Source organism: Cedecea colo (assembly GCF_011808225.1).
GTDB lineage: Bacteria > Pseudomonadota > Gammaproteobacteria > Enterobacterales > Enterobacteriaceae > Dryocola > Dryocola colo.
In genome coordinates this window covers 45,756-60,583 of the sequence record NZ_SOYS01000003.1, presented here as the reverse complement: position 1 = coordinate 60,583, position 14,828 = coordinate 45,756, and the positions used below count along the sequence as shown (strand labels likewise).

The 14,828-nt window shown below is 54.0% G+C and carries 14 protein-coding genes; 4 read left to right on the top strand and 10 right to left on the bottom strand.

Going from position 1 to position 14,828, the window contains the following annotated elements:
* Window position 1: 1 nt before the first annotated feature.
* Window positions 2–397, bottom strand: a complete 396-nt coding sequence (rpsF, locus tag E2L00_RS08590) for a 30S ribosomal protein S6 (RefSeq protein ID WP_121266840.1) — start codon at window positions 395–397, stop codon at window positions 2–4.
* 357 nt (window positions 398–754) lie between these two features.
* Here rpsF and yjfY point away from each other — a divergent pair, with 357 nt between their 5' ends.
* Entirely contained in the window at window positions 755–1,030 is a 276-nt protein-coding gene (yjfY, locus tag E2L00_RS08585) for a DUF1471 family protein YjfY (protein WP_167609868.1), read from the top strand.
* Window positions 1,031–1,142: 112 nt separating this feature from the next.
* Here the strand turns inward: yjfY and yjfP are convergent, their stop codons facing one another.
* On the bottom strand, window positions 1,143–1,871 hold the full coding sequence (yjfP, locus tag E2L00_RS08580) for an esterase (protein ID WP_167609866.1): 729 nt from the start codon (window positions 1,869–1,871) through the stop codon (window positions 1,143–1,145).
* 191 nt (window positions 1,872–2,062) lie between these two features.
* Between yjfP and bsmA the strand changes: the two genes are divergently transcribed.
* The 3 genes from bsmA to E2L00_RS08565 all read left to right on the top strand — a co-directional run bounded on the left by bsmA (window position 2,063) and on the right by E2L00_RS08565 (window position 4,936).
* Window positions 2,063–2,392 carry a biofilm peroxide resistance protein BsmA gene (gene bsmA / locus E2L00_RS08575; protein WP_167609863.1) on the top strand — a complete coding sequence of 110 codons (330 nt, stop codon included), beginning with the start codon at window positions 2,063–2,065 and terminating at the stop codon, window positions 2,390–2,392.
* A gap of 158 nt (window positions 2,393–2,550) precedes the next feature.
* Window positions 2,551–2,826 (top strand): YdgH/BhsA/McbA family protein, encoded by a 276-nt coding sequence (locus tag E2L00_RS08570; RefSeq protein WP_167609860.1) that lies wholly within the window; start codon window positions 2,551–2,553, stop codon window positions 2,824–2,826.
* A 178-nt stretch (window positions 2,827–3,004) separates the two neighbouring features.
* Entirely contained in the window at window positions 3,005–4,936 is a 1,932-nt protein-coding gene (locus E2L00_RS08565) for a methyl-accepting chemotaxis protein (RefSeq protein ID WP_167609857.1), read from the top strand.
* Between the two features lie 7 nt (window positions 4,937–4,943).
* On the opposite strand, the gene E2L00_RS08560 is transcribed toward E2L00_RS08565, so the two are convergent.
* The 8 genes from E2L00_RS08560 to hflK form a co-directional block, all read right to left on the bottom strand.
* The gene (locus E2L00_RS08560; RefSeq protein ID WP_167609854.1) at window positions 4,944–6,578 is read right to left on the bottom strand and encodes an isovaleryl-CoA dehydrogenase; all 1,635 of its coding nucleotides are present in this window, start codon (window positions 6,576–6,578) and stop codon (window positions 4,944–4,946) included.
* A gap of 102 nt (window positions 6,579–6,680) precedes the next feature.
* Window positions 6,681–7,415: a 23S rRNA (guanosine(2251)-2'-O)-methyltransferase RlmB gene (gene rlmB / locus E2L00_RS08555; RefSeq protein ID WP_167609851.1), complete on the bottom strand. Its 735-nt coding sequence runs from the start codon at window positions 7,413–7,415 to the stop codon at window positions 6,681–6,683.
* Window positions 7,416–7,509: 94 nt separating this feature from the next.
* On the bottom strand, window positions 7,510–9,954 hold the full coding sequence (rnr, locus tag E2L00_RS08550) for a ribonuclease R (protein WP_167609848.1): 2,445 nt from the start codon (window positions 9,952–9,954) through the stop codon (window positions 7,510–7,512).
* A 38-nt stretch (window positions 9,955–9,992) separates the two neighbouring features.
* Window positions 9,993–10,418 (bottom strand): nitric oxide-sensing transcriptional repressor NsrR, encoded by a 426-nt coding sequence (nsrR, locus tag E2L00_RS08545; RefSeq protein ID WP_167609845.1) that lies wholly within the window; start codon window positions 10,416–10,418, stop codon window positions 9,993–9,995.
* A gap of 287 nt (window positions 10,419–10,705) precedes the next feature.
* On the bottom strand, window positions 10,706–12,004 hold the full coding sequence (locus E2L00_RS08540) for an adenylosuccinate synthase (RefSeq protein WP_167609842.1): 1,299 nt from the start codon (window positions 12,002–12,004) through the stop codon (window positions 10,706–10,708).
* A gap of 102 nt (window positions 12,005–12,106) precedes the next feature.
* Window positions 12,107–12,304: a DUF2065 domain-containing protein gene (locus tag E2L00_RS08535; RefSeq protein WP_167609839.1), complete on the bottom strand. Its 198-nt coding sequence runs from the start codon at window positions 12,302–12,304 to the stop codon at window positions 12,107–12,109.
* A gap of 228 nt (window positions 12,305–12,532) precedes the next feature.
* Complete coding sequence (gene hflC, locus E2L00_RS08530) at window positions 12,533–13,537, bottom strand: protease modulator HflC (protein WP_167609836.1); 1,005 nt, start codon at window positions 13,535–13,537, stop codon at window positions 12,533–12,535.
* A gap of 2 nt (window positions 13,538–13,539) precedes the next feature.
* Entirely contained in the window at window positions 13,540–14,796 is a 1,257-nt protein-coding gene (gene hflK, locus E2L00_RS08525; protein WP_167609833.1) for an FtsH protease activity modulator HflK, read from the bottom strand.
* Window positions 14,797–14,828 lie beyond the last annotated feature (32 nt).

Sequence of the window (14,828 nt, the reverse complement as noted above, 5' to 3'; positions counted from 1 at the left end):
ATTACTCTTCAGAATCCCCAGCATCTGCATCGTCAGCGGTTTCAGAAGCGAAATCATCGCGACGCTCACGGCGTTCGTCTTTCGCTTTAACCATTGGAGATGCTTCGGTAACCGCGTGCTTAACGCGCATAACCATGCTACGGATAACGGCGTCGTTGAAGCGGAAGTTTGTTTCCAGCTCATCAATCACTTCCTGCGGAGCTTCAACGTTCAGCAGAACGTAGTGAGCTTTGTGCAGTTTGTTGATTGGGTAAGCCAGCTGACGGCGGCCCCAGTCTTCCAGACGGTGGATCGTACCTTCTGCTGCAGTGATTGCACCAGTGTAACGTTCGATCATACCCGGAACCTGTTCGCTCTGGTCAGGATGGACCATAAAAACGATTTCGTAATGACGCATCGAATTGCTCCTTACGGATTATTCAGCCTCCTGATAGGGTCAGCCGCGGCCCATGAAGGCAAGGAACGTGTTTGTGTGCGGCTGAAAATTTGACGCGCCATAATACAAGCGGGACCCGATAAACTCAAGGCTAAGGGCAAATTAATTCTTTTGCATGGTGGTTAATAAATAAACGTCCTGCTAACGCCGTGAAATTTATAGCAATAGCTTGGGTTACTAAAAATTTTTGACGAAGACCATCAGAAATGGTCGCTTTTTATTCAACGCTATCGGTTTACACTTAATGTCATAGGCCGCCACTAATCACTAACAGGAGCGACGACCACTGATAACACACCGGCTGTAGTGGAGCGCATTATGAAAACCATCGCCTATGTCCTTGCCGCTGCATTTTTGCTTTGTGCAAATGCGACGGCGGCTATCAAGATAGACAGCAAAGTCGCCAGGAATATGGATGATGTACAGAGCCTTGGCGTTATTTACATCAACCATAATTTTGCAACCGAGCAGGAAGCCGAGCTGGCTATTAATGAGGAAGCGGACCAGCATGGCGCAAAGTACTACCGCACTATATTAATGAGAGAACCCGGTAGTAACGGCAACATGCACGTCAGCGCGGATATATACAGGTAGCACAATCATCTACAGAGCGTTAACACCAGGAATACCACAACGACATAGAAAGCCAACGTTATACTTGCCCCCGGAAACGGGGGCTTTTTTGTGGATGAAAACCAGGGCTCGCTTATAAATGCTGAGTAAAGAAACGTGCCGTAGCGTCGAGCGCGCCAGGCGTGATGCGATGTTTTACGCCAGCCTCCCACAGGCAGGTAAGATGCTTATCCAGCCCCTGCTGCATAAGCGCCTGCTGTAATCGCCAGGTTTCCATCGCGGGCACCACATCATCTTCTTCACCGTGCCACAGCAGCAGCGGGCGGTCTGCGAGGCGTGTAAGCCGTTTACTGACGTCATACTCAGCAAGCATGGCGAGCGTCTCATTAAGCTGCTGCTCCTGCGGTGGGAAGAGCGTCCTGGCAAGCGTTGCAAAGTAGCCGGAGCCCATCAGACAGGCCACGCAACTTACTTCCGGATGGCGAGCCATAATCCCCAGCGCCGTCATGCCGCCCATTGATGCACCGCCCACGGCAAGCCTCCCCTCTTCTATAAGATTCCGATCCGCCAGCGCCTGTCGCAGCTGGCTGAACTCATCAATGTTTGACTTGAGGATGGGCCAAAACTGCCGCAGACGTGATTCATCATCGCCGTTAAAACGTGCACCGTGGCCCTGGGCATCCGGCATTACGACGCGCATCCCCGCCTGCGCCAGCGCAACAGCAAAATAGCTATAAACCAGCTTCGACGAGGTAAAGCCGTGATAGAACAAAACGGTGGGAAGAACATTTTGTTTCTGTCCCGTGGGGGCTGCATGTAAAACCTCGATCCCGGCAAGTTGTTCCGTATAAATTTCTATCATTACTTTTCCCCGATTCGCTGTGAATGCCTGTTGTAAGGCAAGGTATTACGAGTAGCAAGGAAATCACGCGAATGGGTTATTGCAATGGTGAGATCCAGCCTGCGATTTTCATTCGAAAGTGATTCAAAAGCGCGGTGAAGGTAACAGAACAGGAACATTACCCCTTCACAGAGTTGACCCGGAACTACACTATGACTATTAAGAAACGAGAAAACACCATGCGATTTTTACCGGCTTTATTACTGGCAACGACGCTCAGCGCCTGTAGCGTGCTGCAAGGAACACCGCAACCTGCGCCGCCGGTTGCGGACCACCCGCAGGAAATTCAGCGTTCGCAAACGCAGGGGTTGACGAAGATCGGCACGGTCACCGCAATGGAACGCGGTTCTCCAATGGATACGGAAACCGCGATTAAAGCAAAAGCTGTAGCAGCAAAGGCTGATTATTATCTCATCGTTCTGAACGCCGAAACCATCGTGGCGGGACAATGGTATGCGCAGGCTATTTTGTATCGAAAATGAGATCCTGATGCTGCTTATTTATTGATATTTACACAGCTTTTCGGCGTTTTATTGTTTCTTATACACAATAGACCTTGTCCCCGGCAACAGGGATGGGGGTTCAGTTAAGCGAAGGAATGCCCTGTTGTTAACCAGGATCTGTTTATAAGGAGCTGACAATGAAACGATCTCTTGCCTTAACCTCATTACTGCTGTCTGTGGGGCTTATCACCACCGCTGCTCAGTCGGCGGAAGATGTCGCTGCGGACCGCGTTACCGGGTTGAATGAAATTGGCTTGATTTCGGTCAATGGCGTTGCCGGTAGCGTACAGGATGTGGAGAAAATGATTGCCCTGAAGGCAGATGAACAGGGTGCGTCTTATTACCGCATTATTCAGATGCAGGAAAACTCTCAGGCAGATAGCTGGCGTGCCCAGGCAATTCTTTACGCATGAATTGGCCTGCGTCCGATCCGCTACAAAGCCGCGCCGGACGCGGCTTTGTAGCTTATAAAACGATCTTTTCATGATCCATATCACGAAATTTATTCATATTTGGTTACATTTGATGCTTAAATGTTAACGCCAGCCTGCCGTAGAAGGTGCACCATAATCCCTTCATCAGACGTTATCTATGATAAAAACCTTAAGGCATCCCGGACTTGGCGCGAAACTTTCGCTGTTGACCGGTTTTAGCGTTGCACTTCTTTTTCTCCTGTTTACTTTTGCGCTCAGCCAGCGCGCCAGCCAGCAGCTTCAATCCCTGGCGCTTGAAGATCTGCACAACCAGGTCAGCGGCGTTAGTGATATGGCGCAGATGTTTGACAGTAGCCTGAGCGCTGAGGTTGAAAGCTATACGCGCCTTTTCGACAGCTTCCTGCCACAGCCCCTTTCCAGCGATGAGAGCCAGCCGCAGACAATCAACGGCCTGAACGTGCCGTTGTTAAAAGGCGGCGAGCAGCCGCTGCATGAAAACAACACCATTCCAGACGATTTTCTGCGTCGAACGTCGGCGATATCTACGCTGTTTGTACACAGTGGCGAAGATTTTGTGCGTATCGCCACTTCACTGCGCAAAGAAGACGGCAGCCGCGCCATTGGCACGGTTCTGGACAGGACGAGTCCCGCCTGGCAGAAAGTCAGCCATGGAGAAACCTATCGCGGCCTCGCGCTATTATTCGGTAAACGTTACATCACCCAGTATCAGCCCGTTAAAGACAGCGCTGGCAATATCATTGCCGTCCTGTTCGTCGGGGTTGATATCACCGCCTCCTGGCAGGTGATACGTGAAAAAATCCTTAACCGTCGCCTGGGCAGCAGCGGCCATCTCTATGTGCTGGATGGCTCCGCAGGTAAAAATTACGGCAACTATCTCTTCCATAACAGCGAGGAAGGCAAGCGTCCGGCATGGGATGACGCTACGCAAAAACAGTTACTGACGGCCACAAAAGGTACGCTTGAACGCATAACGGCTGACGGCAGCACCTCTATCATGGCGTTCAGCCGCTTACCGGGCTGGCACTGGACGATTGTAGGTGAAGTGGATAAACCTACGCTGTTAAACGCCGTGACCACCATGCGTAATCAATTTTTGGCTCTGGGTGCCGCACTCGCTCTCGCTTTTGCAATCTTCTTCGTCATGATTATTCGCCGCTGGCTGAGCCGTCCGCTGCGAGAGGTGATTAACGTTGCGGAACATTACGCTGCCGGCAACTTACAGGTCACGCTGCATACCGATCGCCAGGACGAAGTTGGGCAACTGATGCAGGCGATTAACGGTATCGGCAAGGGAATTGAGAAAATTGTTATGCAGGTACGTCAGGCTGCCGGCGATATCAGCCAGGGAACCGATGCGCTGGCGGCAGATAGCGAGGAAATGAGCGCCCAAATCAACAAGCAGGCGGGCAGCGTGGAAGAAACTTCCGCCAGCATGGAGCAGATCGCCGCCACCGTTTTACAAAATGCAGGGAATATTTCACAGGCAAAACAGCTGGTAAACAGCACCGCAGAAGCCGTGCATCACGGTGGCAGCACCGTCATTCACGCCGTGGCGACTATGAACAATATCAAATCGGCGTCGCAGCGCATCGCCGATATCACGCACGTTATCGAGTCCATCGCCTTCCAGACCAATATTCTGGCTTTGAACGCGGCCGTTGAAGCAGCGCGCGCGGGCGAACACGGCAAAGGTTTTGCGGTTGTCGCACAGGAAGTGCGTGCTCTGGCAGCCCGCAGCGCCAACGCCGTCAAAGAAATCGACGGGCTGATTGTCGATACGCTTGATAAAGTCACCGAAGGCCATCAGCTTTCTGAGCAAACCCGGCTGGCGATGGAATCCATTATCACGCACATTGACCGGATCAACCTGCTGATTACCGAAATTAACAGCGCCTCGCATGAGCAATCGGCGGGCATTGGTCAGGTCAATATCGCCATGGTGCAAATTGGTGAGGCCACGCATATCAATGCCGACCGCGTTTCACGCACCGAGCAAACGGCTCACGATCTGCGTAGCAAAGGCCATTATCTGAACGAGCTGGTCAGCATTTTCAGGCTTAATTCCTGAGTTGTGATTAGGCTGTGCGTCCCGTGGCGCGCAGCAGTACATTGATTATCACCTGTTCAGGCAGCACCGATTCTCCTCGCTCGTCCAGCGTCATGCGGCACCAGGCTTCAGCCAGCGGCGGTGAGGAATGCGTTAACAGTTGCGCCCCGGTCGCAAGGTTAGCCAGCTGCCGGGTGATATTTCTTCCCCATTCCTCCTGCGGCTTGCGAATGCGCTGCTGCAACTGCCGCCAGCTTCGGTCGAAGTGGCGGTTTTGCCCTTTCACTTCATCAAATTCGGCATGCAGCGTGTCCAGCACGCCAGGCTGACGGGCAAGCACCCGCAGCACATCGAGACTCATAATATTGCCGGAACCTTCCCAGATGCTGTTGACGGGCATTTCACGATAGAGCCGTGGCAGCTCGCTCTCTTCGCAGTAACCTGCGCCGCCCAGCACTTCCATCGCTTCCGCCACGAACGGCATCCCCGCCTTGCAGACGCTGAATTTTGCGGCTGGCGTAAACAAGCGGCTATAGGCCAGCTCAAGCGGATCTGTCGGTGATTCCCAGGCCCGGGCCAGACGGAAAAGAAAGGCCGTTTGTCCTTCCAGCCGTAGCGCCATGCGGCCCAATACCTGCCGCATAATAGGCTGCTCGATAAGATTCTTACCAAACGCCTGGCGCTGATGAGCATGGTAGAGAGCGACCGACAAAGCGCGGCGCATGAGACCATGGCTGCCAAGCGCACAGTCAAAACGGGTAAAGCCGCCCATTTTGAGAATGGATCGCACGCCCTCGCCTTCTTCGCCGATTAGCCAGCCGATGGCGTCACAAAATTCCACCTCGCTGCTGGCGTTGGAGCGGTTGCCGAGCTTGTCCTTGAGGCGCTCAAGCCTGACCTGATTACGCTGCCCGTCGGGCAAAAATCGCGGCAGAAAGAAGCAGGACAGCCCTCCTTTCGCCTGCGCCAGTACCAGATGCGCATCGCTTTGCGGTACGGAGAAGAACCATTTGTGTCCCACCAGGCGATACATTTCACCCGGCCCGCGATTATCTATCGCTTCCGCACGCGTGGTATTGCTGAGCACGTCTGACCCGCCCTGCTTTTCGGTCATACCCATGCCGATGAGCAAACCGCGCTTCTGGCTACCGGGCAGCAGGTGCGCGTCGTAGCGATCGCTTAGCAGCGGTTTTAACCAGGAGTGAAACGCTTTTGGCAGATAGTTTTGCAGCAGCGGGATCGCGCCAAACGTCATCGTCACCGGGCACAGCGTACCGGCTTCAACCTGCGCATGCTGAACAAAACGCGCCGCTCGCGCCACGAACGAACCCTGGCGGGCATCCTCCTGCCACGGAAAATTGTGGACGCGATTGGCACACAAGCCCTGCATCAGCAGATGCCAGGCGGGATGAAAGCGTACGTCATCAAGCCGTTCACCGCTGGGATCGTAACGCAGCAGTTCAGGAGGATTGGCATTCGCCAGCCGCCCCAGCTCCAGCGATTCTGCTGAACCGAGCTGCTGCCCGATGCTGGCTAAAAGTTCAGCATCCCAGCCGGCACCTTCGCGGGTAACGGCCTCGCACAGCGAGATATCAGAGAGGAAAAGGTTACTGTTATTGAGGGGTATGGGTTGATTAAAAACGGTATGGGTTTGCCAGCGCATCCTGTTCCCTCCAGTTATGGCATTGCCGTTAAGTATGGACGGTAACGACGCTTATGCCTGGAGAGGGATCACAAAGCGGGGTGTAAACCACCCCGTGAAGATTTATTTGCTGCGTTGACGCACCGCTTCGAACAGGCAGATACCGGTGGCGACGGAAACGTTTAATGACGATACGGTGCCCGCCATTGGAATGCTGATGAGCTCATCGCAATGTTCGCGGGTCAGACGGCGCATGCCTTCGCCTTCCGCGCCCATCACCAGCGCCATTGGGCCGGTCATTTTGCTCTGGAACAGCGTATGGTCCGCTTCACCTGCCGTACCGACAATCCAGATATTCTCTTCCTGCAGCATACGCATGGTGCGTGCGAGGTTGGTTACGCGGATAAGAGGGACGTGCTCCGCTGCGCCACAGGCCACTTTTTTGGCCGTTGCATTCAGCATGGCTGAGCGATCTTTCGGCACGATAACAGCATGCACGCCCGCCGCATCGGCGCTGCGCAGGCAGGCGCCCAGGTTATGGGGATCGGTAACGCCATCAAGGATCAGCAGGAAAGGTTGATCGACGCTGGCGATAAGCTCCGGCAGATCGTTTTCCTGATACTGACGACCCGGCTTCACGCGCGCAATAATGCCCTGATGCACGGCACCTTCGGACTTTTCATCCAGCCACTGACGGTTTGCCATTTGCACAGGCACACCCTGAGCTTCCAGCGCATGGATTAAAGGCAGCAGACGTTTGTCTTCCCGGCCTTTAAGGATAAAGACTTCCTGAAAACGCTGGGGTGCATTCTCAAGAAGAGCCTGGACGGCGTGAATGCCGTAAATCATTTCACTCATTGATGTCACTCGTTGCAGACGATCGATCGCCTGTTGTTGATCCAGATGTTATTAGCCCCTCATCCTGTAAGGCGAGGGGCAAAGCGAGCTTGAATCAGCTCGGCTGCTTCTTAGCTGCGCGCTTCGCTTTAGTTGCGGCGGCTATCTTACGTGTTTTGTCCGAAGGCGTTTTTGCTTTCTTCTCCTTCTTCTCGGTTTTCGCTTTCTTCGGCTTAGCAGGTCCTTTCTCTTTACGGAAAGCGCTGTCCGGCTCGAAGTTTACGCGTTTACCGCCCTGACGACGTTTCGGCCCCGTGCCGTTAGCGCCTTTTTTAGCTTTGTCTTTCGCCGTCTTACCTTCGCCACGCGGCGCGCGCTGGCTTGAAATCAGAGCGAAATCAATTTTGCGTTCGTCCATATGCACGGCCTCAACGCGTACTTCTACGCGGTCGCCCAGGCGATACGTCTGCCCGCCGGATTCGCCAATCAGGCGCTGCCCGATCTGGTCAAAGCGGTAGTAGTCATTATCAAGCGAGGAGACATGCACCAGGCCATCGATAAACAGATCGACAAGACGCACAAAGAAGCCGAAGCCGGTAACGCTTGCGATAATCCCGTTGAATACCTGGCCTACCTGATCCTGCATAAAGTCGCACTTCAGCCAGTCCGCAACGTCGCGTGTTGCTTCGTCGGCACGGCGTTCCGCCATAGAACAATGCTGGCCAAGCTGCAGCATCTCTTCCATGTCGTAGTGCCAGCCGCCGGACGCCGTGCTGTTGCCTTTATGCCCCTGCTCTTTGGCCAGCAGATATTTAATGGCGCGATGCAGCAGCAGATCCGGGTAGCGGCGAATCGGCGAGGTAAAGTGCGCGTAGGATTGCAGCGCAAGGCCGAAATGCCCACGGTTTTCCGGATCGTACACCGCCTGTTTCATGGAGCGCAGCAGCATGGTTTGCAGCATTTCATGATCGGGACGGTCGGCGATGGAGGTCAGCAGTTCTGCATAATCGCGCGGTTCCGGCTTCTGCCCGCCAGGCAGCTCCAGCCCAAGCTCCGCCAGCACCGTACGGAACGAAGTAATCGCATCGTTGGTTGGCCTGTCGTGATCGCGGAACAACGACGGTTCGTTGTGTTTTTCAACAAAGCGCGCCGCCGAGATATTGGCGAGGATCATGCATTCTTCGATGAGCTTGTGCGCATCGTTACGGACGGTTTGCTCAACGCGTTCAATACGCCGCTCGGCGTTAAAGATGAACTTCGCTTCTTCGCTTTCGAACGAGATACCGCCGCGCTGAGCACGAGACACTTCCAGCACTTTGTAGAGGTTATGCAACTCTTCAATATGCTTAACCAGCGGCGCATATTGCTCGCGCAGCTCCCGATCGCCCTGCAGCATATGCCATACTTTGGTGTAGGTCAGACGCGCATGGGAGCTCATTACCGCTTCGTAGAACTTCGAACCGGTGAGACGGCCCGCAGCAGAGATGGTCATCTCGCAGACCATACACAGGCGGTCTACCTGCGGATTTAACGAGCACAGGCCGTTAGAAAGCACTTCCGGCAGCATCGGTATCACCTGCGAAGGGAAGTAAACGGAGGTGCCGCGGTTGCGGGCTTCTTTATCCAGTGCGGTTGGGGGACGGACATAATAACTTACGTCAGCGATCGCCACCCACAGGCGCCAGCCGCCGCCGCGTTTTTTCTCACAGAATACGGCATCATCAAAGTCGCGGGCATCTTCCCCATCGATGGTGACGAGCGGCAGGTCGCGTAAATCTACGCGGCCCACTTTAGCGTCTTCCGGCACTTCTTCTTGCAGTGAAGCCACCTGGGCTTCAACTTCTGGCGGCCAGACATAAGGGATTTCATGGGTGCGCAGCGCCATATCAACGGCCATGCCGGTGCCCATGTTATCGCCGAGTACCTCAACGATTTTACCCACCGCTTTGGTGCGGCGAGTCGGGCGCTGGGTGAGTTCAACCACCACCACAAAGCCCATGCGCGCGCCCATCAGCTCTTCTGGCGGGATGAGGATATCGAAGCTCAGGCGGCTGTCGTCCGGCACCACAAAACCAATGCCTGCGTCGGTAAAGTAGCGGCCGACGATTTGTCCGGTTCTTGGCTCAAGCACGCGTACGATACGCGCTTCGCGGCGGCCTTTACGATCCGCGCCCAGCGGCTGCGCCAGCACGATATCGCCGTGCATGCACATTTTCATCTGCTCAGATGAAAGATAGAGATCGTCTTTACGCCCTTCTACGCGCAGAAAGCCGAAGCCATCACGGTGGCCGATAACTTTGCCCTTGAGCAAATCAAGGCGTTCTGGCAAGGCGTAACACTGGCGGCGGGTAAAGACTAACTGCCCGTCGCGCTCCATGGCTCGCAGCCGGCGGCGCAGCGCTTCAAGCTGTTCTTCGCCGCTGATATTCAGCTCTTCTGCCAGTTCGTCACGATTGGCAGGTTTTTCACGTTTAGAGAGGTGGGCGAGAATAAATTCCCGGCTTGGGATCGGGTTTTCGTATTTTTCGGCTTCTCGTTCCTGAAAAGGATCTTTTGACATTGCGGTTCCTCCGAAGTCATCCACAGATGGAGTAAGGATTACTCCACCAGCAGTAATTTGTAGAGCGATTGGTTTTGGTCCACCAGTTCGGCCAGCGTGTGCTTATCCAGTTCTGCCAGAAAGCTTTGCACCGCCTGGGCCAGCGCCTCTTTCAGTCGGCATGCGGGGGTAATATGACAAAACTCACTGCTACAGTTTACCAGGGAAATAGGTTCCAGCTCGCGCACCACGTCACCCACGCGAATCAGTTGCGCAGGCCTGCCGAGGCGAATGCCGCCGTTTTTTCCGCGTACTGCCGTCACGAAGCCAGCACGACTGAGTTGATTGATGATTTTCACCATGTGATTACGGGATACGCCATATACCTGCGTTACCTCAGAAATACTCGTCATTTTACCTTCCGGCAAAGACGCCATATAAATCAAAGCACGTAAACCGTAATCAGTAAAACTCGTTAACTGCACATCAACCTCTTGGGTGGAAGGGGAAACGCTCATTGCCGTTGTGGCGATATATTGATGATAAACCAGCCATATCTTCGGCGGCTAATTTATTTGTACGGGAAGGTAAAAAAGCGGCTTAAAACAAAGTTTATACTCATCAGCATTCGAGTTGTCGCCGGGCGGCAGGGGAGCTTATCCCGATGAGCTTACTTCAGTAACTGATTAGGGTAAGTGAATGCAGCCAACGCCGCTGCAGCTTGCGGGGTAATAGGTATAACGGGGTGTGATGACCACACCCCGTAGCAAGATTATGCGTCGAACGGATCGCGCAGAATCATGGTTTCAGAACGATCCGGACCGGTAGAAATAATATCTACTGGTACGTCGGTCAGTTCTTCAATGCGTTTGATGTAGTTCAGCGCTGCCTGCGGCAAACCGCTACGCTCTTTCACGCCGAAAGTGGTTTCGGACCAGCCCGGCATGGTTTCGTAGATTGGCTCGATGCCTTCCCAGTCATCCGCCGCCATTGGGGTGGTGGTAACTTCGCGGCCATCCGGCATACGGTAAGCGACGCAGATTTTCACCTCTTTCAGGCCGTCCAGCACGTCCAGCTTGGTCAGACAGAAGCCTGAGAGCGAGTTGATCTGCACTGCACGACGCACGGCAACCGCATCCAGCCAGCCGGTACGACGACGACGACCGGTGGTCGCACCAAACTCGTTGCCCTGTTTGCACAGGAACTCGCCGATGTCATCAAACAGTTCGGTTGGGAATGGACCTGCGCCAACGCGAGTGGAATAAGCTTTGATGATACCCAGCACGTAATCCACATAGCGCGGGCCGAGGCCGGAACCCGTCGCAACGCCACCCGCGGTGGTGTTCGAGGAAGTCACGTACGGATAAGTGCCGTGATCGATGTCCAGCAGGGTGCCCTGTGCCCCTTCGAACATGATGAAGTCGCCGCGTTTCCGCGCCTGATCCAGCAGATCGGACACGTCCACTACCATCGCGGTCAGGATGTCGGCGATTGCCATAACATCGTCCAGCACTTTCTGGTAGTCAACCGCTTCAGCTTTGTAGAAGTTAACCAGCTGGAAGTTATGGTATTCCATTACTTCTTTCAGCTTGGTGGCAAAGGTGGCTTTGTCGAACAGGTCGCCAACGCGCAGACCACGACGGGCCACTTTGTCTTCATACGCAGGACCGATACCACGACCGGTAGTACCGATAGCTTTGGCACCGCGCGCTTTTTCGCGTGCAACGTCCAGAGCCACATGGTAATCGAGGATCAGCGGGCACGCTTCAGACAGCAGCAGGCGCTCACGTACTGGAACACCGCGGTCTTCCAGGCCTTTCATCTCTTTCATCAGCGCTGCTGGAGACAGCACAACGCCGTTACCAATGATACTGGTGACGTTATCGCGCAGAATACCTGATGGAATAAGATGGAGGACGGTTTTTTCACCGTTGATTACGAGAGTATGGCCTGCGTTGTGACCGCCCTGGTAGCGTACAACATATTTAGCCCGTTCAGTCAGAAGATCGACGATCTTTCCTTTACCTTCGTCACCCCATTGGGTGCCCAGTACGACGACGTTGTTACCCATTTTTCAAAATCACCGTTTGCTTAAAAAAGGATTCTACCATCGGTTTCCCCGATGATCAGCCCTTTTAGTCTACAAAATGGTAATCAGCCAGCTGAATCTTATTTAGCCAGCCGCGCGACTCAACATATAGTAGATAACAACGCCTGCAACCACTAGTCCGCCGCCAAAACGACGTAGCGTGTTGTCAGGCAGCTGGGTCATCGCGGCAATCATGCGGCGCCACGTGCGCGGATAAAGCATCGGACCCAGGCCTTCAAGAACCAGAACGAGCGCCAGCGCTATCCAGATTGTAGAGTTCATAGCATTCCCTGAAACGGATAAAAAAAGAGCCGGTCAAACCGGCTCTCAGACTGATGACAAACCTCATGCTGGCGACGTTCTGAAATATGCTTCCAGAAAAATTAACAGCAAAATCAATTTATTGATTTTCAGCTGATAACCACAAAGAAAGAAAAACCACGCTTTTTTCTTCTTTGTCTACAAACTAAGAGCCGGTCAAACCGGCTCCTGGTAACGTCGCTTACGAAATTAGCGTGAGCTGTTGGCAGGCGTTTTCATATAGCGGAAGAAATCGCTGTCCGGGCTCATCACCATCACATCCTGACCGGACTTGAAGCTTGCCTCATAGGCACGCAGGCTGCGGATAAAGGCATAGAAGTCGGGATCCTGGCTGAATGCATCCGCAAACAGTTTGGCCGCTTCCGCATCGCCTTCACCACGGCTAATACGCCCCTGACGCTCGGCTTCTGCCAGCGTGCGGGTTACTTCGTAGTCGGCGGTTGCACGCAGTTTTTCAGCTTCTTCCTGACCCTGTGAACGGTGGCGACGGGCTACCGCTTCACGCTCGGCGCGCATACGGTTGTAAATCGCTTCGGATACTTCAGCAGGCAGGTTGATCTGCTTGATGCGCACGTCCACAACTTCAATACCCAACGCCGCCATACTGTTCGGGTTGACCACGGCCACTTTACCCTTAGTTTCCTCGGTAATACGAGCCGCTGCGGAAGCGATAGCATCGTCTGCTGCAGGCGTAGCCACTTCATCATCCGTGCCTGCAGAACCGGAGTTCAGCGCGTCACGGACATCCAGGGTTAAGCGACCGCGTGAATCGGTCACGATATCTTTCACATCCAGACGACCAATTTCAGAACGCAGACGGTCGCTGAACTTACGTTTCAACAGCACTTCTGCCTGCGACACATCGCCACCACCGGTTGCCAGGTAGTAACGGCTGAAGTCGCTGATACGCCATTTGATGTAGGAGTCGACAATCAGGTCTTTTTTCTCTTTGGTCACAAAGCGGTCGGCCTGGTTGTCCATAGTCTGAATACGGGCATCAAGCGTTTTAACCGACTCGATAAAAGGCACTTTGAAATGCAGGCCCGGCTCGTAAACCACTGGCTTATTCTCATCATCACGCAGCACTTTACCAAAGCGTAATGTGATCCCACGTTCCCCTTCGTGTACCACGAAGATCGAGGTGAAAAGCACCACCAGCACGATGATAATTAAAGCAATGACTGACTTACGCATCGTTATTCACTCCCTACGCGCTGGTTATCAGTGCGCTGTGCATCCGCACGACGCTGATCCATGATATCGCCTCTGTTGGCAGAGGACGAAGTGCTGGCGCTACCGCTACTTGAGCTGGAAGCCGGCGGCAGGCGCAGTAAGTTGTTTGCACCGCTGTTATCGCCCTTGGCTGCAGGCTGCGCCCCACCTTTGAGCATCTGATCGAGCGGCAGAACCATCAGGTTGCTACCTTTATCATTGACCAGCACTTTACGGGTTTGGCTAAGCACTTTTTCCATGGTTTCGATATACAGACGCTCACGAGTGATTTCCGGAGCAGCTTTATATTCCGGCAGCATTTTCGCAAAGCGGGCGACTTCACCCTGTGCTTCTAACACGGTCTGTGTTTTATAAGCACGCGCTTCTTCAAGGATACGCTGTGCCTGGCCGTTAGCGCGCGGCTGAACTTCGTTGGTGTAGGCTTCAGCTTCACGAATGTACTGCTGTTCGTTTTCACGCGCGGCAATGGCATCATCAAACGCGGCTTTCACCTCTTCAGGCGGACGGGCGGCCTGGAAGTTAACGTCCAGCAGGGTAATACCCATGTTGTACGGGCGAATGGTTTCTTCCAGTTCGCGCTGGGTATCGCTACGAATAATAGTACGACCCTCGGTGAGGATCTTATCCATTGTGTATTTGCCGATGACGCCACGCAGCGCGCTGTCAGTTGCCTGACGCAGACTGTCGTCCGCGCTAGTCACGCTGTACAGGTATCTTTGCGGATCGGTTACGCGGTACTGTACGTTCATTTCCACGCGCACGACGTTTTCATCAGACGTTAGCATGACGCCAGAAGCGGCGAGTTCACGCACGGATTCCACGTTAACGGCGCGCACGCTGTCAATGAAGGTCGGCTTCCAGTTCAGGCCCGGCTCAACCAGATGACTGAATTTACCAAAACGCGTCACAACGCCACGTTCGGCTTCTTTAATGGTATAGAACCCGGTTGCCGCCCAAATAATGACCGCAGCAACAGCCACAATACCCACCACACGACCACCGATATGTGGACGCGGAGCCTGGGAAGAACCACCGCCGGTACCGCCGCTTTTGCCGCCGCCTAAGCCGCCAAGTTTTTTACTTAATTTACGGAAGATATCATCCAGATCGGGTGGTCCCCGATCGCGCCCTCCTTTGTTACCCCCAGAGTCGCCGCCAGGTTTGCTGCTTCCCCACGGGTCGCGGTCCTGTCCGTTATTACCGGGCTGATTCCACGCCATGTTTATGCTCCATATTTGTTGTGCGGTGATAT

Bases quoted from the DNA above. Each gene is read 5' to 3' on its own strand.
- rnr (WP_167609848.1), bottom strand. From the start codon at position 9,954: ATGTCAAAAGATCCTTTTCAGGAACGAGAAGCCGAAAAATACGAAAAC.
- E2L00_RS08560 (WP_167609854.1), bottom strand. From the start codon at position 6,578: ATGCGCTGGCAAACCCATACCGTTTTTAATCAACCCATACCCCTCAAT.
- E2L00_RS08565 (WP_167609857.1), top strand. From the start codon at position 3,005: ATGATAAAAACCTTAAGGCATCCCGGACTTGGCGCGAAACTTTCGCTG.
- rpsF (WP_121266840.1), bottom strand. From the start codon at position 397: ATGCGTCATTACGAAATCGTTTTTATGGTCCATCCTGACCAGAGCGAA.
- hflC (WP_167609836.1), bottom strand. From the start codon at position 13,537: ATGCGTAAGTCAGTCATTGCTTTAATTATCATCGTGCTGGTGGTGCTT.
- rlmB (WP_167609851.1), bottom strand. From the start codon at position 7,415: ATGAGTGAAATGATTTACGGCATTCACGCCGTCCAGGCTCTTCTTGAG.
- E2L00_RS08540 (WP_167609842.1), bottom strand. From the start codon at position 12,004: ATGGGTAACAACGTCGTCGTACTGGGCACCCAATGGGGTGACGAAGGT.
- bsmA (WP_167609863.1), top strand. From the start codon at position 2,063: ATGACTATTAAGAAACGAGAAAACACCATGCGATTTTTACCGGCTTTA.
- E2L00_RS08535 (WP_167609839.1), bottom strand. From the start codon at position 12,304: ATGAACTCTACAATCTGGATAGCGCTGGCGCTCGTTCTGGTTCTTGAA.
- yjfP (WP_167609866.1), bottom strand. From the start codon at position 1,871: ATGATAGAAATTTATACGGAACAACTTGCCGGGATCGAGGTTTTACAT.
- yjfY (WP_167609868.1), top strand. From the start codon at position 755: ATGAAAACCATCGCCTATGTCCTTGCCGCTGCATTTTTGCTTTGTGCA.
- E2L00_RS08570 (WP_167609860.1), top strand. From the start codon at position 2,551: ATGAAACGATCTCTTGCCTTAACCTCATTACTGCTGTCTGTGGGGCTT.
- hflK (WP_167609833.1), bottom strand. From the start codon at position 14,796: ATGGCGTGGAATCAGCCCGGTAATAACGGACAGGACCGCGACCCGTGG.